This window comes from Lentilactobacillus kosonis, assembly GCF_003864335.1.
Lineage (GTDB): Bacteria > Bacillota > Bacilli > Lactobacillales > Lactobacillaceae > Lentilactobacillus > Lentilactobacillus kosonis.
The window spans coordinates 430,985-451,471 of sequence record NZ_BEXA01000001.1 but is presented as its reverse complement, the minus strand read 5'-3'; the positions used below and the strand labels follow the sequence as shown (position 1 = coordinate 451,471).

The 20,487-nt window shown below is 36.2% G+C and carries 19 protein-coding genes, 1 tRNA gene and 4 pseudogenes; 20 read left to right on the top strand and 4 right to left on the bottom strand.

Translation table 11 applies throughout. The features are described 5' to 3' along the window. The first annotated feature begins 386 nt into the window (after window positions 1–386). The 4 genes from NBRC111893_RS02335 (at window position 387) to NBRC111893_RS02320 (ending at window position 3,202) form a co-directional block, all read left to right on the top strand. Window positions 387–710 carry a type II toxin-antitoxin system MqsR family toxin gene (locus NBRC111893_RS02335; RefSeq protein WP_160114433.1) on the top strand — a complete coding sequence of 108 codons (324 nt, stop codon included), beginning with the start codon at window positions 387–389 and terminating at the stop codon, window positions 708–710. An 18-nt stretch (window positions 711–728) separates the two neighbouring features. After that, window positions 729–1,712 carry a type II TA system antitoxin MqsA family protein gene (locus tag NBRC111893_RS02330; protein ID WP_225417500.1) on the top strand — a complete coding sequence of 328 codons (984 nt, stop codon included), beginning with the start codon at window positions 729–731 and terminating at the stop codon, window positions 1,710–1,712. 951 nt (window positions 1,713–2,663) lie between these two features. Then, the gene (gene relB, locus NBRC111893_RS02325) at window positions 2,664–2,864 is read left to right on the top strand and encodes a type II toxin-antitoxin system RelB family antitoxin (RefSeq protein ID WP_125007832.1); all 201 of its coding nucleotides are present in this window, start codon (window positions 2,664–2,666) and stop codon (window positions 2,862–2,864) included. Then, the gene (locus NBRC111893_RS02320) at window positions 2,861–3,202 is read left to right on the top strand and encodes an ArpU family phage packaging/lysis transcriptional regulator (RefSeq protein ID WP_125007831.1); all 342 of its coding nucleotides are present in this window, start codon (window positions 2,861–2,863) and stop codon (window positions 3,200–3,202) included. The genes relB and NBRC111893_RS02320 overlap by 4 nt, the downstream gene beginning before the upstream one ends. 1,048 nt (window positions 3,203–4,250) lie before the next feature. On the opposite strand, the gene NBRC111893_RS02310 is transcribed toward NBRC111893_RS02320, so the two are convergent. Further along, window positions 4,251–4,323: transfer RNA gene (locus NBRC111893_RS02310), tRNA-Lys, on the bottom strand. Between the two features lie 205 nt (window positions 4,324–4,528). Between NBRC111893_RS02310 and yycF the strand changes: the two genes are divergently transcribed. The 7 genes and pseudogenes from yycF to rlmH all read left to right on the top strand — a co-directional run bounded on the left by yycF (window position 4,529) and on the right by rlmH (window position 12,405). Then, a complete protein-coding gene (gene yycF, locus NBRC111893_RS02305; protein ID WP_125007830.1) occupies window positions 4,529–5,242 on the top strand; it encodes a response regulator YycF in 714 nt (237 codons plus the stop codon). A 33-nt stretch (window positions 5,243–5,275) separates the two neighbouring features. Next, entirely contained in the window at window positions 5,276–7,129 is a 1,854-nt protein-coding gene (gene walK, locus NBRC111893_RS02300) for a cell wall metabolism sensor histidine kinase WalK (RefSeq protein WP_125007829.1), read from the top strand. Continuing rightward, complete coding sequence (locus tag NBRC111893_RS02295; RefSeq protein ID WP_125007828.1) at window positions 7,119–8,414, top strand: YycH family regulatory protein; 1,296 nt, start codon at window positions 7,119–7,121, stop codon at window positions 8,412–8,414. Before walK ends, NBRC111893_RS02295 begins: the two co-directional genes overlap by 11 nt. A 17-nt stretch (window positions 8,415–8,431) precedes the next feature. Then, complete coding sequence (locus tag NBRC111893_RS02290) at window positions 8,432–9,271, top strand: two-component system regulatory protein YycI (RefSeq protein WP_225417498.1); 840 nt, start codon at window positions 8,432–8,434, stop codon at window positions 9,269–9,271. 32 nt (window positions 9,272–9,303) lie between these two features. Continuing rightward, a pseudogene (locus NBRC111893_RS02285) lies at window positions 9,304–10,084 on the top strand (MBL fold metallo-hydrolase). Between the two features lie 78 nt (window positions 10,085–10,162). Further along, a pseudogene (locus tag NBRC111893_RS02280) lies at window positions 10,163–11,400 on the top strand (S1C family serine protease). Between the two features lie 525 nt (window positions 11,401–11,925). Then, complete coding sequence (gene rlmH, locus NBRC111893_RS02275) at window positions 11,926–12,405, top strand: 23S rRNA (pseudouridine(1915)-N(3))-methyltransferase RlmH (RefSeq protein WP_125007827.1); 480 nt, start codon at window positions 11,926–11,928, stop codon at window positions 12,403–12,405. Between the two features lie 95 nt (window positions 12,406–12,500). On the opposite strand, the gene NBRC111893_RS10650 is transcribed toward rlmH, so the two are convergent. Then, complete coding sequence (locus NBRC111893_RS10650) at window positions 12,501–12,674, bottom strand: hypothetical protein (RefSeq protein ID WP_160114432.1); 174 nt, start codon at window positions 12,672–12,674, stop codon at window positions 12,501–12,503. Window positions 12,675–12,974: 300 nt separating this feature from the next. On the opposite strand from NBRC111893_RS10650, the gene NBRC111893_RS11015 reads away from it, so the two are divergent. From NBRC111893_RS11015 to NBRC111893_RS02250, 8 genes and pseudogenes are all read left to right on the top strand, one after another. Beyond that, complete coding sequence (locus NBRC111893_RS11015; RefSeq protein WP_225417497.1) at window positions 12,975–13,718, top strand: glycerophosphoryl diester phosphodiesterase membrane domain-containing protein; 744 nt, start codon at window positions 12,975–12,977, stop codon at window positions 13,716–13,718. A 29-nt stretch (window positions 13,719–13,747) separates the two neighbouring features. Next, the gene (locus NBRC111893_RS11010) at window positions 13,748–14,077 is read left to right on the top strand and encodes a hypothetical protein (RefSeq protein WP_225417496.1); all 330 of its coding nucleotides are present in this window, start codon (window positions 13,748–13,750) and stop codon (window positions 14,075–14,077) included. Continuing rightward, entirely contained in the window at window positions 14,031–14,660 is a 630-nt protein-coding gene (locus NBRC111893_RS11005) for a glycerophosphodiester phosphodiesterase (protein ID WP_225417495.1), read from the top strand. The genes NBRC111893_RS11010 and NBRC111893_RS11005 overlap by 47 nt, the downstream gene beginning before the upstream one ends. After that, window positions 14,629–14,778, top strand: a complete 150-nt coding sequence (locus NBRC111893_RS11000) for a hypothetical protein (RefSeq protein WP_225417494.1) — start codon at window positions 14,629–14,631, stop codon at window positions 14,776–14,778. The genes NBRC111893_RS11005 and NBRC111893_RS11000 overlap by 32 nt, the downstream gene beginning before the upstream one ends. Before the next feature lie 232 nt (window positions 14,779–15,010). Beyond that, complete coding sequence (arsC, locus tag NBRC111893_RS02265) at window positions 15,011–15,424, top strand: arsenate reductase (thioredoxin) (RefSeq protein WP_125007826.1); 414 nt, start codon at window positions 15,011–15,013, stop codon at window positions 15,422–15,424. Between the two features lie 129 nt (window positions 15,425–15,553). Next, a pseudogene (locus tag NBRC111893_RS02260) lies at window positions 15,554–16,161 on the top strand (cadmium resistance transporter). Window positions 16,162–16,173: 12 nt separating this feature from the next. Next, complete coding sequence (locus NBRC111893_RS02255) at window positions 16,174–16,542, top strand: ArsR/SmtB family transcription factor (RefSeq protein WP_439957165.1); 369 nt, start codon at window positions 16,174–16,176, stop codon at window positions 16,540–16,542. Window positions 16,543–16,626: 84 nt separating this feature from the next. Then, window positions 16,627–16,956: a nuclear transport factor 2 family protein gene (locus NBRC111893_RS02250; RefSeq protein WP_125007824.1), complete on the top strand. Its 330-nt coding sequence runs from the start codon at window positions 16,627–16,629 to the stop codon at window positions 16,954–16,956. Between the two features lie 77 nt (window positions 16,957–17,033). Here NBRC111893_RS02250 and NBRC111893_RS02245 read toward each other — a convergent pair. Beyond that, window positions 17,034–18,198: pseudogene (locus NBRC111893_RS02245) on the bottom strand (DUF2075 domain-containing protein). 98 nt (window positions 18,199–18,296) lie between these two features. Beyond that, window positions 18,297–18,734 carry a MarR family winged helix-turn-helix transcriptional regulator gene (locus NBRC111893_RS02240; protein WP_125007823.1) on the bottom strand — a complete coding sequence of 146 codons (438 nt, stop codon included), beginning with the start codon at window positions 18,732–18,734 and terminating at the stop codon, window positions 18,297–18,299. A 180-nt stretch (window positions 18,735–18,914) separates the two neighbouring features. On the opposite strand from NBRC111893_RS02240, the gene NBRC111893_RS02235 reads away from it, so the two are divergent. After that, on the top strand, window positions 18,915–20,342 hold the full coding sequence (locus tag NBRC111893_RS02235; protein WP_125007822.1) for an MDR family MFS transporter: 1,428 nt from the start codon (window positions 18,915–18,917) through the stop codon (window positions 20,340–20,342). The last annotated feature ends 145 nt before the right edge of the window (window positions 20,343–20,487 follow it).

Below are 20,487 nucleotides of genomic sequence, written 5' to 3'. Positions count from 1 at the left end.
GTTGCTATAATATCCAAAATCGGCCTTTTCGGACCCCCTAAAAGGAACTTTGGTTTTGACCATGCAATAAAATAGCAACTTTTAGTGTTTTTATTAGAGGATAGTTAACGACTATGGTTCCTGATATAACAATGGTTATCGACATTTCAGCTTGAATAGTTAGTAGTAAAAAAATGAAAGTTTTTAATTTGGTGAAATGGGTAGGCTTGTGGTGGGCAAAAGCTTTATAAAACACCATCTTTTTTGACGGTCATGCACCCAGAAAACAACATAAGATTGCGTCCATTATTAGGGGTTCACTTCAAAAGTACTTTATTGATTTGTAGTTCTTGCTACAATTTGTAGCAGTGATATGATAAGTGGAGAAACGAGTGTGGAGGATGACCATGGGTTCAGCAAATAACACTACAATTCGCCGATTCTTGCAAGACTTTAAAAAAGCCCTCAGTCATGGAGACTGGGAAATTGTTCAGCGCAGAGTGGAATACGCCCAGGTAACTGAAATGACGCTCGAATCAATTAAAATCATACTCATGAAGCTCACTCCTGATGACTACGTAAAGGGGCCTGAATTAGATAGAGATAGACCTGGTGAGTACTTGTGGGTTTTCTATAAAGATGGTGAAACTGAAAAGCGCTTATACATAAAGTTAAAACTCACGAATGGACATGCCAAAGTTATTTCATTTCATGAAACTATTTACGATTAATGGAGGAGGGCGGTAATGATGAAAACAGAAGTAAAGTTGATAGATGAAACGTACACTATCCGTGGAGAAAAAGTTGACGTTGTTGCTAATGCTCGGTTTGACGTAGACAGTGGTGAACAAGTATTCGATGAAAAGCTTGATAATAAAGCAATTCTAAGTGCGTTTGATAAATACCGGAATGATCATGGAATCATTTCTCCTGAACGAATTAAAGAGTTGCGTCATTCGTTTGGTTTAAGTCAAAGAGATTTTGCTACCCTCTTAGGATGGAGCGCAACTACCATTGCAACTTATGAAACGGGATCATTACCTTCAAAAGCGAATAATAAGATACTGTTGGCTTTAGAAAATGACCATGACTTGGCACAACCGTTTTATGATGCCTCTAAAGAATCAATGACTGAACGGGGCAAGGCGGCCTTTAAAGAAAACACTGGAATTTCGGAAGTAGAGAAGTCTAAGAATTTCATTGAAAAAGGAATTAATACGTCATTTGCGGATACTAATTACTCTGAATTTTCGGGATACAATGCTTTCGATTTAAAGAAGTTTTCTAATATGGTTTTATACTTCGCTAGTAATGTGTCAGAATTGACTAAAACTAAACTCAATAAGCTACTGTTTTATACAGACTTTGCTTATTTTTCACTTAACACGGTCTCAATAAGTGGCGCTGCTTATGCGCGACTACCTCACGGTCCGGTTCCGAATAATTATAGCTTGTTATATGGATCTATGGAGAGCGCTAATCTTATCGTTGAGAAAGAAAATAGTACAAGTAAGTATGATTGGAGCTATTATGCTCCAAATGCGGAATTTAATGCTGCATTGTTCTCGAAAGATGAATTAGCAGTTATGCATGACACATTAGAACGCTTTAAAGATATGAATGCAACATCGATCTCTGCTTTATCTCACAAAGAGGATGCTTGGATTGACAATGATAATCACAAACTGATTTCGTATGACTATGCTAATTCACTGACTGGTTTAAAAAACTAAGAGTTAGTGACGCCCCCTTATTCGTATGGGGGCTTTTTTAATATTTGTTATTCCGACATTTCGGACCCCTAAAAAGGATCTATCCGGAGATTTCGGAGTCCCTAAAAAGCATTCGTTATTCTATTCAATTAATTTGAGAGCATAGACAAATGTAGGCATCTTTAAACAAAATTGGATGGTGATATAAAACACGAAATTTGCAACCTCAATGTTCGTAAATGCTAGGATAAACTTCATAATATGAATGCTGATAAATACTTATTTATAGGCTTTTAAATGCCTATACAACAGTGTTTAAAGATTCATATAACCAGTTTAAACACAGAAAAAAGTTGCAACCAAAAAGTTAAAAGGTTGCACCCGATTCTAAAACTTATATTAAAGATGATCATTTAACTTATAAATCTTTACTAAGCAAAATAACAAAACTGGAGAAAACTGGAGATTTTGAGACTTTTCTCTAAATATATATATAATGGCAAAACATAGTTAAATCAGCATTTAAAGGAACTTTACTTGCTTAAGAAGTGGTTATAATTTCCACCTAAGCGAACTACTCGTCACTAAAGTAATTAAACAGCCATGAAATACAGCCGAAAACTAGGCTCTATATATGTCACTGCCGAACTTTCGACTGTGAGCCTTAGTGCTTAATATTAAGCTTTAAATTCAATTAGTTGGATCATTAGAGATTTCCTCAATTTTGAGTAGATATCCCCATTTTTTGGGGGGTAATGTTAATATTTTTCAACAACCGCTATCCCGACATTTCGGACCCCTAAAAAGGGAATGGTTCCAAAGGTCCCCTCTTAAAAAGGATTGAATGGAACCTAACTTTATAATCGCGGAATGAATCAATATGATTTCCTGCATTTTCTGCCGCCTTAAAAAAGTAAGCCGATTATTTTCGTTGAATCGATTGTTACTGTTTGAGAAGTGCATTCTGCTTAGATTGAATCGGATGATGAAAAGTTCTTGCGAGCTTACGCCGCTTTAAAGGGGATTTCACTATCGGAATTGTTCCGCAGCGCCGCCCTTGAAAAGGCTGAAGATGAGTTAGACCGTAAGACTTATGATGAAGCAATGGCTGAATTTAAGCAGGATCCGACCACGTATAGTCCTGAGGAAGTTAAGAGGATGTTAATGCGATGAATCAATATGTAAGAAAACTTAGAAATACTATGCAAACTTACCAGCGGGCTAAAATGATTCAGTCAGCGGGAGACGATTTTCTAAAAGCTGGTTATTCATATACGAACTCACTTTATGAACCCGCTTGCCAAATTGTTAGGGTAGTGAATACAGCTATATTCCAATTACCAGCGATAGAACGGCAACTAATCCAATTAGTTTATCTTGATCAGAGAACGTCCAGTAAGGCCATGAAACGGCTGAATATGCGCCATTCTAAGTATTATGCTACTCATCAGCGGGCAGCCATTGAACTTTTGAAACTGCTAAGAGAAGCATCCCCAGATCTGGTTGATTAACGGGTTCAGTACTTAAATAAGCGTACCTTTAGATGTTAATAATCAAGATTAAGCAATAACTCACAGTCGAAAATTCAACCGCCAAATGTGTTGTAATCCTTGTTGAACTTCTGTTAAGTCACCATAAATTAAGTATAAAAATGTGTAATTAACGACCTCAAGGCTTTCAAGGACGAGGTCGAAAATATCGACTTGGTTGATAAGCGAACCAGTGAAATCTTGTGGCTATGTTAGATACTTGTAATATGCATAATACCAAGGGGTACAGCACATTTTAATTACACAAAAATATTGGAATTCAAAACCTGACACTTTTTGGATAATGCCCTAATTTAGATACCGATAATTGCTAGTGCAACATATTAAAAGGAGCGTTAAACTCTTATTTAGTGCACACAGAATAATGCAACGTTTTTAGGTTGCATGGTTAAGTGGCGTAAATTCTTACAGAAAAACCGGTTAAACGGGTTTAATGCAACATTTATCGTGAGAGAATTGTTGATATTTCTTAGAAATTACAATGCAACAGCAAACTAAGATTTCCTAGCAGTTATTTAGACACGAAAAAAGGCCACCGTTACCGATAGCCCGTCATCGTAATTAAACCTAATAGCACAATTATATCATTCACAAGTATTGTTTTGAGAGACAATTCCCTCACAGACTGATTATAGCATGAACGACCAGCACCAAAAGACGCCACCTTTGGGTTTTACTCTTTTTACAGTAAAACTAATAAAGTCAACATTTTCAGTAAATCCATACTTTTGCATATCGCGGTATGTTTATTAACAGGGATAGCCATTAAATAATTAACCAATAGCTGGCAGGTTTTTAGTAAATAGAGTGGTATAAAAAACACCCCCGATAAAGGGGATGTAGTCCAATTTACGGCTGGGCGCATTAGATATATTAGAATATGTTTCGTGCTTACCAAAATGCTTACCATTGATTACGTCTAAATCGAATTGAATCGAAGTGTTAAAAAACAAAAAAACAGCAACCACGGCCTTTTATGGCTGCATGGTTGCTGTTTGAATTATGTTAGTGGGCAGTCAGGGGCTCGAACCCTGGACCCACGGATTAAGAGTCCGTTGCTCTACCAACTGAGCTAACTGCCCATCACCTAACCGACTTAAATATAATATCATGCAAAAAAATATTTGCAACACCAAAATTGAAAAAAATTCAAGAAATCTGCTTTAAAGCTTATTTAGAAGGTGATTTAGGCGAATTTAAAGGAAAAATGGCCTCTGTGGTATAATATCACTATGTAAGTCTAGGTAAAAATACAAATAAACATTAGAATTCAACGTTAGGAGAATTATTAATGGCAAAAAAATATTAGTTGTCGATGACGAAAAGCCAATCGTCGATATTGAAAAATTCAATTTAAATAAAGAAGGCTACGATGTGTATGTAGCTTATGATGGTGAAGAAGCTTTGGAACAAGTTAAAGAAGTTGATCCAGACTTAATCATTCTCGATTTAATGCTGCCAAAGATGGATGGACTTGAAGTTGCACGTGAGGTTAGAAAGACTAAAGATACTCCAATTATCATGGTAACGGCTAAGGATTCAGAACTAGATAAAGTTTTAGGGCTTGAACTAGGAGCAGATGATTACGTTACTAAACCATTCTCTAACCGAGAATTAGTTGCGCGGGTTAAGGCTAACTTGCGTCGGCAAGCAGCTCCAAGCAGCTCTGATGATCAAAATGAAGTTACCAAAGACATTGAAATTGGGGACTTAGTTATTCATCCTGATGCTTACTCAGTTTCAAAACGTGGTGAGAGTATTGAATTAACTCACCGTGAGTTTGAATTGCTTCATTACCTTGCTCAACATATCGGCCAAGTCATGACCCGTGAGCATTTATTACAAACAGTTTGGGGATATGACTACTTTGGTGATGTTCGGACAGTGGACGTTACTGTTCGACGGCTTCGTGAAAAAGTGGAAGATAATCCTAGTCACCCAGCCTGGTTAGTTACTAGACGTGGAGTTGGCTACTATCTAAGAAACCCAGAAAACGAATAGGTTTAGTAAAAAGTAAAAGGGGTAAAACTGGTTTTGAACGAAAAAATCAAATTTTATCAATCTATAAAATTTAAAATTGCGCTAGTTTTCGCCCTAGTTCTATTATTGACCCTCGAAATTGTGGGGGCCGTTTTTGTTAAACAACTAGAACATCAAAACTTGTCGACGTTTAAGAATCAAGTTCAACTGCAAACATATGTCAGTAAATCACTAACAACGCAGTTATCACGTTCTAACGTTCGGCTAGCTAATCGGCAGATCCGGACAATTTTAAATGATGCTGAGTCGGTTAATTCGGCTCAAATTCAAGTGGTTGATAGTAACGGAACAATTCGGGGAACCAATCAAGTTAACAACCAATCGATTGTTGGCCAAAAGACGACGGATAATTCTGTTAAAGGTGCCTTGTATTCTGGTAAGCCAATCGAAAAGGATACGTTTAATTCTGCTAATAATGACCGTTACTATACGCGAATTACCCCACTAATGAAAAGTTCGGGTAACAATCGGCAGGTAGTGGGGGCTGTGTTTGTCAAGGTTAATCTGGATACGGTGTATCAGCAAATCAATAGTATTACTGCGATTTATCTGTTTGCGGCATCAATCGCGATTATTTTAGGATTATTAATTTCAATCGTAATTTCGCGAGCAATCACTAATCCAATTGAAGAAATGAAGAAACAAACGTTACGAATTGCACGTGGGGACTATTCTGGTCAAGTCCATATTTATGGAAACGATGAGTTAGGCCAACTAGCAAGTGCAGTTAACAACCTTTCTGTCAGGGTTGAGGAATCCCATGAGTCAACAGAATCAGAAAGACGAAGACTAGATTCAGTACTAGCTAACATGACTGATGGTGTGTTAGCGACTGATCGACGTGGTAACGTGACGATTATTAATGAAATGGCTGATAGTTTCTTGGATATTAAAGAAGAAGACGTCATGGGACGTTCAATTCTTGATGTGCTCGATATTAAAGATAATTACAGTCTTAGAGACCTATTAGAACAACCAGATGATGTCATCATTGATTTATCTAATGAAGATCAAGACTTGATTTTGCATGCTCACTTTTCACTAATTCAGCGGGAGTCAGGCTTTATCAGTGGTTTAGTCTGTGTTCTTCGAGATATTACGGAACAACAAAGAATTGATCAGGACCGGAAACAATTTGTTTCCAATGTTTCTCATGAATTAAGAACGCCGCTAACTAGTATGCGGTCTTATATTGAAGCTTTAACTGATGGGGCATGGCAAGATTCGGAATTAGCCCCTAAGTTCCTTAAGGTTACCCAAGATGAGACTGATCGAATGATTCGAATGATTAACGATCTATTAACGCTATCCCGGATGGAATCAGGAACTCAAAAGATGGAAAACGAACTGGTTAACATCAATGAGTTATTTAACTATGTTTTAAATCGATTCGATATGATCATTGAAAAGGATGATCATCCAGAAAAGACCTATTCAATTAAGCGTTATTTTACTAAGCGTGATTTGTGGGTTGAATTGGATACCGACCGATTTACTCAAGTTTTAGATAATATTATGAATAACGCTATCAAGTATTCTCCCGATGGGGGAACCATCACTTGTCGCTTGTATGAAACTAGAAATAAAGTGATTATGAGCATCAATGACCAAGGTTTGGGAATTCCACGTAAAGATCTTCCCCATATTTTTGATCGGTTCTACCGAGTTGATAAGGCCCGGTCTCGAAAGCAGGGAGGAACAGGTTTAGGGTTAGCAATTTCTAAGGAAGTTGTTGAAGCTTTAGGCGGCCAATTATGGGCTGAGAGTATCGAAGGGAAAGGTTCAACATTTTATATTGCCCTTCCTTATGAACCGTTAGCAGAGGAGGACTTGTGGGATGAAGTTTAGTAAGTTTCTGCTACCAACTGGATTGGTAATTGCAATTGCAATTAGCCTTGGATTATCGGTTGTTCTATGGACTAATCCAGCCAATTATCGAAGTAAAGAAAGCACCACTCAAAATTCACAGAGCGAAATTTTGGTTAAGCCAAAACGAACTATTTTTGCGCCAACCCAAGCAATTTTGAATGAAAAAGACGGTACTCATAACATTTTGATTAATAAATCCGTTAACATGATTTCAGAAATTAATCAGCAGATGAAGAATTATCGTAATGCTAGGATGAGAACCGTTGTTTCGAATGATCAGAAAAAATATTATCAAGTAATTACTAGGTCAAACTCGATTTTGCTTAGTTATGCGAGTCCGGTTATGATCTCAACCGTTAATTCAATTGTTAATGATCATTTTTCTAAATTGAATGACCATAAAGTAAATAGAATTCTCTTACCACTTGATGATGATTCCAAACTATACTTGCTTAGCGATAGTAATTTTACGGTATACCAAATTAACGTGAAAAAGCATAACTTAACCGGGTTAAACAATGTATTAAAGATTAAATCAAATAAGTTTCCGGTTTCCATTAAAAATATGAACGGTGCGCCAACGATGTACGTTAATCAACCAGTAAAAATGCAACCTTATCGTTACTTGTTAGAACGACAATCACCTGACTACTTCGTTGGTCGCTTGTTGAATGATAGTAATTCAGCAAATGTTACTTTGAAGAGGAGAAAATCAGAGTTAGTTTATTCTAATCAAGGAACTAAGCGGTTGATTTTTAATACGCAAACTAGAAAGGCAACTTATTCTGATTATTCGGTTAACGACGTAGCTAATAACTTAAAGGCCATGATTGACGATTCATATCGGCAATTATTAAAAATTGGTTTACCAATGGATAACTTAAGATTCTATGGTTATGATGACAAGAATCCTCAGGTTACTTTCCGTTCATTCGTCGAAGGGTTTCCGATTTTTAGAGAAGATGGTTCCGGTGAAATTTCTATTAATACAGTAAATACTAGTTTACAAAGAGCTAGATTTTTACTGGACACACCGCAAGTACCGATTCCAAGTAAGAGCGGATATGTAACATTACCTACAACTAAAACGGCATTAAATCGACTTGAAAACTATGGTTATAAAGAAAGCAAGATTCAAAAGATCAGATTAGGTTATCGGTGGCAACAACAATCTAAACGGTCAACGTTAATTAATTTAGTGCCGGATTGGTTTGTTTTATATGATAACAAGTGGCACAGTTATTCAGATATGCTAAATAATTAGTGAAGGAGGGGAGTCTATTGAATTTTAAACGAATTGAGCTAATATTTTTAGTTACGTTTATCGCAATCGACATATTTTTATTTGGCATGTTCCGTCAGAATATGAATATGCAAGCTGAAAATGTATCTCAAGATAATACTAACTCGACTATTATCAAAGAGATGCGAAATGATCAGATAAAGTTTGGTAATTTGTCTACTAAGCAAGGTAATGCTTACTATATTTCTGGTGCGCAAACGGATGATTTAAGATCAATTACTAGCCAGTTAGGCAATCAGACTCCTCACTATGTGGATAATGAGATTCAAAGTGAATTTAAACAACCAGTTGATGTAGATGCTGATAATCCTAATAAGACAATTGATAAGCTAATTAAGGATCCATCGTTTGTTGCTTCAGGTACAGATTATGAATACAGTAAAGATTTATCAACTGATCAAACTGTTGTGTATGTGCAAAAAGCGATTAACCATAATATTTACTCAAGTGAAGCGCAAATTAAGTTTTTCTTGAATACTGATCATCAAATCGTAAACTATACGCAAACGCATCTAAATGATGTTACAATTTTACGTGAAAAAGCGGAAACCATTTCTGAACAGCGTGCTTTGATTTGGTTATATCAATACAATGAAATTCCTAACAATACGCAAATCGTCTGGACTAAACTGGGATATACTAAGCTTATAACGGTGGCACCAGACATCGTATTTATTCCAACTTGGATTGTAGCCGTAAAACTCAGAATTCATCACAAGTTCAGCTTAAGAAGATTAACGCCTTTACGGGTGGAATTATTCGAGAAACCAATGCTGAACTACAAAATGGCCAATCAAATGGCGGAATTAGTTAACTGAAGGAGTAATTATTGTGGAAATGATGACATGAAATTAGTGTGCTGGCTAGTGGGAGCACGGGTAACGTTACGTATATTGAGACTCCACAACATAAAGTGCTACTTGATGCTGGTTTGAGTGGGAAGAAAATTGCTAATTTAATGAAATCAATTGGTCGTGATATTAACGATGTTGATTCATTATTGGTAACTCATGAACATTCTGATCATCGCCAAAGTGTTGGGGTGTTAGCTAGAAAATACGATTTAAACGTTTATGCTAATGCTGGAACTTGGGACGCGATGGACGGTAAAATCGGTAAAATGCCGGCCGAAAAAATGAACCTATTTCCAGCTGATACGGTAAAGACTTTCGGTGATTTAGATATCGAAAGTTTTTCAGTGTCCCACGATGCTGCTGAGCCACAATTTTATGTTTTTCATCACAATAATAAGTCATTTGTTGTCTTAACTGATACTGGATATGTCTCTGATCGGATGGAAGGCATTATCAAAGATTCAGAGGGGTATCTGCTAGAATGTAACCATGACATTGAAATGCTTCAAAATGGCGATTATTCTTGGCCATTAAAGCAGCGAATTATGTCTGATCGTGGCCATTTATCAAATGTTGATGGGGCTAACACGATGCTTGATATTATTGGCCATCGGACTAAGAAATTTCTTAGGTCACCGAAGTCAACATAACAATATGAAATCATTAGCGCACCTAACCGTATCATCGATTTTAACCGATCACGATTTAGGAGTTGATAACGATTTTCAACTTTTGGATACTGAAGCTGAAAGCGCGTCACCACTAGTGGTTATTTAAGGGATTATTTTAGGTTATTTTAAGTTAAATGTTATAGAATATACAAAAAGATATTTTGGATAGTAAGGAGGAGTATGAATGGCGACAAATAGTGGATTTGGTAAAATCGTATTAACAGCATTGGTTGCCGGAGCACTGGGAGGAGCAGTAACCTATGGTGGGGTTGCCCATTTTAACAATCAAAATAGTGGTACAACTTCTGAGTTAACGACTAACAGTGCTGGTACTGCGAAAGTAAGTAACGTAAAGGTAAATTTAAATACTCAGTCTGAGCGGGCATTTAATGCAACAAAGAATGCCGTTGTCTCTGTCATTAATTTACAAAAGGAAAGTAGCAGTTCTTCATCTTCTGGATTAGCCGGTCTCTTTGGAATTGGGGGTAGCGACAGTAATAGCAATTCTAGCAGCTCTGGTAAGCTAGAAGCCGCCAGTGAAGGTTCCGGGGTCGTTTATCGAAAGAATGGTAACACTGCATATATTGTTACTAATAATCATGTGATTAGCGGTTCTAATTCACTTGAGATCATTTTAAGTGATGGTTCACGGGTTAACGCTGAGGTCGTTGGTAAGGATTCAGTTACTGATTTAGCAGTTTTAAAAGTTAACTCAAGCAAGATTAAGACCGTTGCAGCTTTCGGTAATTCAGATAACATTAAGGTTGCTGAACCAGTATTAGCAATTGGATCACCACTTGGATCGCAATATGCTACTTCAGTAACCCAGGGAATTATTTCTGCTAAAAGCGGGAAGTTGCACAGACTAATTCAAATGGTCAAGAGACTGGAAATGCAACGGTTATTCAAACTGATGCTGCAATTAATCCAGGTAACTCAGGTGGACCGTTAATCAACATGGAGGGTCAAGTTATTGGTATTAACTCAATGAAATTGGCTCAAGATCAAGAAGGAACTAGTGTTGAAGGAATGGGATTTGCTATCCCATCTAACGAAGTAGTAAGTATTATTAACCAATTGATCACAAGTGGTAAAGTGACTAGACCAGCATTGGGAATTCAATATGTTGACTTATCGAATATCTCTGAAAGTCAACAGAAGTCGGTTCTTAAGTTACCAAGTAGCGTTTCGAATGGTGTGGCAGTATTAAAAGTTACTGCGGGTTCACCAGCTGCTAGAGCAGGACTTAAGAAATATGATGTTATTACTAAGTTGGACGGCAAAAATATTACTGAACAAACAGCGATTCATGATGTTCTTTACAAACACAAAATCGGTGATACAATTTCAATCACTTATTATCACAATGGTTCTCAAAAGACCAGTCAGGTTAAGCTAACTCAAAAATCAACAGTTGAATAGAAGTTAAGAATATTAAAAAGGTAGTGAACATGGAATGTTCGCTACCTTTTCTTTTGACTAACGTTTAGAATTGATTTTCTATGCGGTATACTAAAAAGACAAACTTAATTTTAGTTTAAGCAAAAAATGTTACCAAAAAAAAAGTTGTTAAAATAAATTTCAAAAATTTCTGTGGATAACTTTGTTCATAACTTTATTTTTTTAATTAAAAATCGCAGTATAAAGGTAAATATAGAAATTAATTGAAAACCAAAAGTTATCCACAAATTTGTGGATACTTTTGCGAGTTGTTTTGTTCGGATTAAAATAGGGTTAAAACCGTTGTCATATAAGGGTTCCCGTTTTTAGATTTCGAACACATGTTGTTAATAAACCTGTGGATAAAAAATGACTATTGACAATTTTTTGAAAAATGCATTTAGGTATAAAAGCGGCATCATTTTATCAACCTGTGGATAACTCTGTGGATAAGCTGTTAATACCTCTTGTTTTTTGCACAACTTTAAGTCAGAGGAGGAAAATTAGATGAACATTAAATTTGTTGTGGTGGGTAAACTGAAGGAAAAATATTTCAAACAAGGAATTGCCGAATATGCAAAGCGGTTATCGCGTTTTTGTAAATTTGAAATAGTAGAGGTTCCTGATGAAAAAGCTCCAGAATCACTTAGTGATGCCGAAATGAAGGATGTGATGGGGAAGGAAGGTGAGCGAATTCTAGGTAAGATTAAAGATCGTGAATACGTCTATGCACTTGCTATTCTTGGCAAAGAGCGTTCTTCAGAAGAATTCGCCAAGGAAATCGCAAACTTAACCACTTATGGTCATTCGGATATTACGTTTGTGATTGGAGGATCTTTGGGATTAGCGCCAGAAGTTTTAAAGCGTGCCGACACGCAGATATCCTTCGGTAAGTTTACCTTGCCACATCAATTGATGCGCCTAGTGTTAACTGAGCAGATATATCGGGCGTTCATGATTAATGAAGGTAGCCCATATCATAAATAACATGAGCCTTGTAAAAAGATCCGTTACATTGAGTAACGGATCTTTTTATAGTTTAGATTTCTGATTATAAAATAATTAATAATAATATTTTTTCATTAATCATCATAATAATTATCTTTGAAATCATTTTTATATTCATCCCAATAAATTCCTTCATCAGGATATACGTCACGGTAAGGTTCGTTCAAATCGTCTGAACAATTATGATTACTGTCGTAGACTCCTGAAGAATTACTGCCACCACCAGCACCGAAAGCGAGTACTAGCAATATTCCTATAATGATAACAGCGATAATCCAAGCCCAAAACCAAACGATTAATTTAAATATTAAGTAAAGTACCCCAAAATCTCAAAAAAATGGACCGTTTTTGTGTTCACTAAGCTCATACCCTAAGTAAAGTTTACGCTATTTAACGTTGGACAACGAAAAATCATTGATAATAATTGCATGACCATATTTCAATTTTATACTGGTTTGTTATCTTATCTATTGAAAGCATATGATAATCAACATCTGTGAATGATTATGCTATTGTTAATGTAAACATTGTTTTAGGGGGGAAATTGAATGAGTGCTTGGAAAAATTTTCGTTCCGGCAATAAACTCTTCTTTCAACATTGGGCGAGTTACATTGCGGTTATTTTTTGTACAACATTAATTGTTTACTTGTTAGGAGTATCAGCTTTTAATTGGTTTACCAGTTGGGTTTTAAAAATTAGTGGGATTCCTTATATTTCTTACAATAATTTAGGAGAAATAGTCACAGGGCATCTACTTGTTGCGCTACTGTTGCTGGTTGAATTGTTCGTGATCCTAATTGTGATTTATTGGCAGTTTGCATTTATTTTATTGAGTATCCAAAATATTAGGCGCAATCGACCAGCATCGTTGTGGGATATTTTACAAAGAACCTTTACTAGTCTTCGGATTGCATCACCATCAACGTTCCTATTTTTCTTGGGATATTTTATTGTTATACTTCCATTTAGTACCGTGTTCTTGAGTACTCCGTTATTAAATAAGGTTAAAATACCAGGATTTATTATGACTTTTCTATTTCAAAATCCATGGTACACGGCCGGGATTGCAGTTTTATATCTAATAATAGCCTATATTGGAATTCGATTATTTTTAGTATTACCATTGATGATTTTGCAACACAAAAATGCTAAGGAAGCTGTTCATCTTAGTTTACAGAAGACACATGGCAGGTTATGGTTTTATGTCGGTAACTTATTTTTAATTGTGGCAGTTAGTTCTGTAATTACTTTGATTATTTATTCATTCGTATATGGATTACAAAATACTTAGATAGTACCAACTATGCTTTTGCAGGTGCCATGGTTAACTTATTTATAATTGAAGTGGTTGCGCAATTTATGGTTTGTTATGTATCGGCATTAGTTGCCGGATTGATGATTAGTGGTAGTGAAGATTTTGTGTTACCAACGGGAATCAATTTGCTACAATTTGGTGTTCAACGTCAGAAGCGTAGACTTTTTCGGTGGTTGACTGGAACGGGATTGGTAGTAACGGCTATTTTAGTTGTGCTTTACAATGTTTTACTACTAAATGGTCTAGCTATCAGTAGACCAATGGCAATTTCACACCGAGGGGTTGATAATGGCAATGGGGGTGCAGAATACCATTCCAGCCTTAAAATTAACTAGTAAAGAAAAACCAAATTATGTTGAAATGGATATTCATGAAACTAAAGATCACCAATTTGTGGTGATGCACGATGAAAATCTTGAGGAATTGGCTGGGATTAACAAGGCACCTTATCAATTAACCTTGAAGCAATTGACTAAGATTACTGTTCGTGAAAATGGTCATCATGCTAAAATTGCCAGTTTTGATAATTACTTAAAAACTGCTAATAAGTTGCATCAAAAATTATTAGTTGAAATTAAGGTTACCCCACATGATAGTAAAAATATGACCAAGCTATTTGTTGATCGATACGAAAAGACATTATTGAAACATCATGATCGGATTCATACATTATCATATCCAGTGGTAACTCAACTTAAACAATTAGCACCTAAATTGTTTGTTAGCTTCATTCTGCCTTATAATTTAACTTTCCCAGAAACTAAAGCTAATGCATATACGATGGAAGCTACAACATTAGACTCTAGTTTTATTGCTAATGCTGATAAACATAAACAAGAAGTATATGCATGGACGGTTGATGATACCGATCAGATGGATCAAATGAATGTTTATGGGCGTCAATGCCATCATTACTGATCAACTTGGTGAGTTAAAAACTGAAATTAAACAGAATACTGATCACCCAAGTTATGCTAATCTAATTCTGGCGCAGATAAGTGAACTAAATTCTTCTGAGGATAGTAATGCGGTTTAGAAATGCAGGGAAGCAATTAAGTGAAAATATTTGAATTGAAATTGTTTAGTCTATCAATATTGATTTTAATTATTGTTAGAATCATTATTGAAGTAACTAATCATCAATTATTAGAAGATGGTAACTTTTTGATATTAGTAATCGTACCCATAATGTTATTAATGTTGCTATTCAATTTATTTGTACTAATTTTAAAATTAATGAAGATAATTTAATAAGGATAAATAAAAGCATGAAACAAATCTATTTTTTATGTACCGGTAATTCTTGCCGTAGCCAGATGGCTGAAGGATTTGCTAAAAATATTATGGGCGATCAGTGGAAAATTGCTAGTGCAGGAATTGAACGTCATGGACTGAATGATAATGCTGTAAAAGTAATGCATGAAATTGGTATTGATATTTCCCAAAACCAATCTAAGTTAATTGATAGGGATTATTTAAACAACTGTGATTTAGTAGTAACCCTTTGTGGGGATGCTCGCGATAAGTGTCCTATGACCCCTAATACGGTTCGGAAAGTTCACTGGCCACTTATTGATCCAGCAAGTGCTGAAGTACCTGAAAATGATGTGTTGGCAGTGTTTAGGCAGGTGCGTGATGAAATTAAAAATAGAATTATAGACCTCACAGTGCAGGAAAAATAATCTCTAAAAAGCAGAAATCAGATGATTTCTGCTTTTTTTATTTGACGAACAAATTTTATTTCTTCTCCCAACTGTGTTAATATGAAATAAATATCATATGAATTTTATTTCATGTAAAGGGAGGATAATATGTTAGAGGCTCTTGGAACCGCGCTATTATCATATATTGGGACCACATCAGATTATTTTGTAATTTTATTACTAGTTTTTGGACTGTATCGAGGCAAGTTGGCTCGACCAGTTTTCTATGGCGCCTATGTTGGGAACTTTATCTTGGTGGCTGTGTCGTTATTAGTCGCCGATGTGTTGAAGTTAATTCCTCAAGAGTGGGTGTTAGGATTATTAGGGTTAATTCCAATATACATGGGAATTAAAGGATTTTCAGTGACGAAGATGAGGGTGGCGAAGCAGCAGATAAGTTATCTAAGTCTAATTCTAAGAAAGTATTCTCAAATGTTGTTTTGATTACCTTTGCGGCTTGTGGTGCAGATAATATGGCAATGTACATTCCATTCTTTGCCAACACCAACTCCGCATATGTACCAGCAATCTTAGTGTTATTTTTAGTTGTCTTATCCATTATCATTTTCGCGGCTTATTACTTAACATTATTGCCACCAGTTCACGTATTTTTTGAGAAATTTGGTGATATTGCTACATCCATTATTTATATTGCATTAGGATTGTATGTATTAATCGATGCAGGGACAATTTCACATTTAATTTCATTAATTTAATGGAGGCTGCTAATGGATTCAATTAATTTAATTCATCCAGCAAAGTTGGACGAAGCGGTTAAAATTGCGCGATTGCTTGGTAATAAAACGCGGATTCAAATCTTGTATTTGCTGGAGCAACGACAATTTAATGTTTCTGAATTACAGGAAATTCTCCAAGTTGAACAGTCAGCGATTTCTCATCAACTAAAAGAATTGCGGGATTACCAGCTAATTAGCCAAAAACGGGTCGGCAAGTCAATATATTATCAGTTAACCGATCCACATATTCTCAATACAATGGATTCAATCTTAGCGCATACTGAACATGTATTAGCCGGCCGCCGTCATGATGGCAAACCGGTGGATCAAGAAGTTCAGCTGAATGATGCAGAAGAATAATTGAAGATATTTATTAATGAGACTAGCTAAATGATTTTAGTTGGTCTTTTATTACGATAGAATATGCATATAGGGGTGATAATAATGAATAACATACCACAAGGATTACAAGATGTGATTAGCACTACTAATGCCGGTGATTCAGATGGCTTTGTTAGTTTATTTGCTGAAAATGGCTTGATTGATGATTGGGGCAATCAATATGTTGGGACTGACCGAATTGCTAGTTGGAATCAAACCGATAATATTGGGAAAAAGTCGCAATTTACCTTAGTTGATGCGACTCAAGAAGCAGAAAGACAGTGGTTATTACACATTAAAGTCGCTGGGAATGGCTTCAACGGAACTAGCCCGTTTAGATTTGAATTGGGTAACGATGGCAAGATTAGCTCAATGACAATCGTGCCAGATTAGATTTGAAAAATAAGTATGCAAAAAACAGTCCATTAATCGATTTTTGATTTAATGACCTGTTTTTCTATAAATTTTATTTATTTTCTTTCAGCTAATTCCAACAATCGTTTTCTCAATGCATCGTCGTAGGCCGTTAGGTAAAGCCCGTATTTACCACGCTTCATCAAAACATTTAATACATTTGCGATAAATTCTTTATATTCATCTTGGGTGAATTTGATATCTTTTCGTTTCTTGAAAATTTCCTTATGAGAGTATTTTTCAGGGATGATCGTCATGGTGTCAGTTTCCTTATCATAGCCAAATGAAGGGCCAATGACCATGCCGACATAGTTCAAATCAAATCCTTGGAGGGTATAAATGGTTCCAACTTGGGTAATGGAACCTTCACGCTTTGCCCAGTGGGTTCTTTGGGGATCCCATTCATCCCATGGCAAACTAAATGTGTCCATTTCAACGTTATGGCGACCGTCAATTCGCGGAAAACCAGAAGTTGCGACCATTCGACTCATTCCAACTTCTTTATTGCGTTTCTTGATGTCTTCAAACATTCCGCCGGCAGTATCGTAAACTTTGAATTCAAAGTCACTGTTGTCAGGGAATGGTTTCATTGGTTTTTGGGCGGTCAAATCATCCATCCAAGCAACTTGTTCATCACTAGCTACCATTCGATATTGGAAGTTCATATCAAAGTTTTTGTATGGGTGATCACCAATGGTCTTGTAGAGTAAATCCTTGTCCCAGTACATCTTTGATTGGAAGACCTGGTCAAAGTCATAGACAACTACAACGACCTTGGCTAAGTCCATTAAGTCAGTTAATTGGTTTTGGCCTCGGTAATGAGCATATGGTTCTGATTTTGAGTAAAGTAAGTGGGCTTCATCGACAAAATGATGTCGTATTTCTTATTGTTCTTTTGTGCGTAGTTAATCAATGATGTTGGGCGGCGAATATCGTTAACCTTCATCCCAGGAATCGACTCTGCGATGTCTTGGTAAGCTTTGTATAGTTCTGGGTGGTTAACAACCAAAGAGGTCTTGTAGCGCTTGTCAGTCATGTATTGACGAACTAATTCCATGAGGACAACGGACTTTCCAGTACCGGCTGCACCTTCAATAATGGCAACTGAATGTTCAGGGCGCTTTAGCCCCTTGGTAATGTAATTATTAATATCAGTAATAACCCGTTTTGATCATCAGATAAATCATCGACAAAAAATTGGGCTTTTAAAATTTCATTCATTAGTTAACTCCTAATTGTTTATTATCGTAAAAATACCATTGCTAATTATATCAGGTAATGGAAAAATATTTTTTTAATTACTGAAACTTGGATTGAGTTTAACTAATCTTCTGAAGTCTCGATACTATGCGCGACTTTGATAATAGGGCGATCAATTGATCGACTTCTTCATCAGTTAAGCCACTAACAGATTGATTATCAGTGTCATTGAAAACATCGATGATCTTGTTACTAGCTTGTTTGCCAGCTTCAGTAATATAGATTTTTTTTGATCGGTCCTGGGTTCCTTTAAGCGCGTGCTTTTCGATATATTTAAGTTTTTCTAAGCTCTTCAGAGATCCCGAAATACTTGCTGGTCGCATGCCAAATGCCTCAGCAAGTTGCGTTTGATTTAATCCCGGATGTTCTTGAATGTAGCCTAATGTTCTTGATTGCGAACGAGAAATATTTAAATCTTTAGTTTTTTCTTCAAAATGTCGCTGGCCACTTACACTAATTGTACGCATTAAATAATTTATTTCGCTTGCTTTAGACATTCGCTAATCCCTCCTAGGAATTGATTTATAGCACTATTGTACTCGTAAAAAGCCGTTGTACTCAAGCAAATTAGTTTCCTAATATGTTGACAATTAATTTAATCCGGATATAATACTCAACGTTAACAAATTAGTACCTAACTTGTATGAAAAATATAAGGATGGCTCAAAAAATGAAAAATGACAATACAAAATATAAAGTACAATCGGAAGCTTTTAGTTTCGGTTGTGATATTAAGTGCGTTTGTGGCTATGATCAACCAGACGGTTTTATCAGTGGCTCAACCAAGTATCATGAAATCATTCGGTGTTAGTTTATCAACCGTTCAATGGTTATCAACTGGATATTCATTAATCGGTGGAATTTTAATTCCAGTTTCTGCCTGGATGGCTGACACATTTAATACAAAGAAATTAGTTACTTACTCATTAGGAGTATTTTTAATTGGTTCAATTACAGCATTCGTTGCTGGTAGTTTTCCAATTCTATTAGCTGGTAGATTACTTCAAGCAATCGGTGCTGGGGTTCTATCAGGATTGACAATGACGATTCTATTCTCAGTTTATCCTAGAGAAGATCGGGGAACCCCAACTACCTTGTTAGGATTGGTATTCGGAATTGCCCCTGCAATTGGACCTACGCTTGGGGGATTTATTGTTGATAACATGGGCTGGCATTATATCTTCGGGTTAGTTGCCCCCATCGTTGCTGTAACATTCTTGCTATCACTATTTTACATGGCTGATGTTGTTCCTCATAAATACACTAAGTTGGATTGGTTATCAGTCTTACTATCATCTGCTGGTTTCGGTGACATCTTATACGGTGGTTCAATCGTTTCTAGTTATGGCTGGACTGATGCAAGAACATTAACTGCATTTATTGCTGGTATTGTCTTAGTACTATTATTTATCTGGCGTCAATTAGTAATTAGCAACCCAATGCTCAACCTTAAAGTGTTTACTAAAGAAAACTTCTCCACTGCTGCCATTATCAGTGCAATTGCACAAATCAGCATGGTGGCCGTTGAATTTATCTTGCCAGTTTACTTACAAAACGCCCGGAACTTAACAGCTACTCAATCAGGTTTAGCTGTGCTTCCAGGAGCAGTGGTAATGTTCTTACTTGCCCCAGTTTCTGGCCGGTTAGTTTCAAAGAATTTTGGTAAGCAAATTATTGTCTTTGGAATTACAATGATGACGATCAGTACAGCTTTACTATCATTCTTGACCCTGACAACCCCAATTTGGGAAATCATTGCGCTTTACGCATTACGTAACGTTGGATTGGCATTTGCAATGATGCCTGCTGGAACAATTGGTATGCAACACTTAACTCCAGACCTAATCAGTCATGGTAGTGCAGGGAATAACGTTGTTAGACAAGTTGGTGCTTCAATTGGTACTGCAATTCTAGTATCTGTTATGCAAACTCAAGCAAATAACGCTGCCCCAAGTGCTAGCTTACTCAAAACTAACCCAGCCGCATTCGGACATGGAATGCATTTAGCATTAGTATCAGGAGCCCATGTTTCACTTATTGTTGCTACTGTAATTGGTGCTGTTGGTATTTTAATTTCACTTACCTTAAAAAAGGATAAGGACTAATTAAAAAATCGAATGTCGATTAAAATTAATTCTATGCTACAATCTCCATAAAAGATTGTAGAAACTGGAGTTAAAAAATTGGATCATTTGATTTCGTATGGACTACTTATCGTTGGCGTAATTTACATGTGCTCTAAGTCGTTCA

Excerpts from the sequence above, each read along its gene's own strand:
- rlmH (WP_125007827.1), top strand. The coding sequence starts at position 11,926 with ATGAACATTAAATTTGTTGTGGTGGGTAAACTGAAGGAAAAATATTTC.
- NBRC111893_RS02335 (WP_160114433.1), top strand. The coding sequence starts at position 387 with ATGGGTTCAGCAAATAACACTACAATTCGCCGATTCTTGCAAGACTTT.
- NBRC111893_RS02240 (WP_125007823.1), bottom strand. The coding sequence starts at position 18,734 with ATGTCTAAAGCAAGCGAAATAAATTATTTAATGCGTACAATTAGTGTA.
- NBRC111893_RS11000 (WP_225417494.1), top strand. The coding sequence starts at position 14,629 with ATGTTTATGGGCGTCAATGCCATCATTACTGATCAACTTGGTGAGTTA.
- NBRC111893_RS02255 (WP_439957165.1), top strand. The coding sequence starts at position 16,174 with ATGGATTCAATTAATTTAATTCATCCAGCAAAGTTGGACGAAGCGGTT.
- NBRC111893_RS11010 (WP_225417496.1), top strand. The coding sequence starts at position 13,748 with ATGGTTAACTTATTTATAATTGAAGTGGTTGCGCAATTTATGGTTTGT.
- NBRC111893_RS02320 (WP_125007831.1), top strand. The coding sequence starts at position 2,861 with ATGAATCAATATGTAAGAAAACTTAGAAATACTATGCAAACTTACCAG.
- NBRC111893_RS11005 (WP_225417495.1), top strand. The coding sequence starts at position 14,031 with ATGGCAATGGGGGTGCAGAATACCATTCCAGCCTTAAAATTAACTAGT.
- arsC (WP_125007826.1), top strand. The coding sequence starts at position 15,011 with ATGAAACAAATCTATTTTTTATGTACCGGTAATTCTTGCCGTAGCCAG.
- NBRC111893_RS02250 (WP_125007824.1), top strand. The coding sequence starts at position 16,627 with ATGAATAACATACCACAAGGATTACAAGATGTGATTAGCACTACTAAT.
- NBRC111893_RS02235 (WP_125007822.1), top strand. The coding sequence starts at position 18,915 with ATGACAATACAAAATATAAAGTACAATCGGAAGCTTTTAGTTTCGGTT.
- NBRC111893_RS11015 (WP_225417497.1), top strand. The coding sequence starts at position 12,975 with ATGAGTGCTTGGAAAAATTTTCGTTCCGGCAATAAACTCTTCTTTCAA.
- NBRC111893_RS02330 (WP_225417500.1), top strand. The coding sequence starts at position 729 with ATGAAAACAGAAGTAAAGTTGATAGATGAAACGTACACTATCCGTGGA.
- NBRC111893_RS02295 (WP_125007828.1), top strand. The coding sequence starts at position 7,119 with ATGAAGTTTAGTAAGTTTCTGCTACCAACTGGATTGGTAATTGCAATT.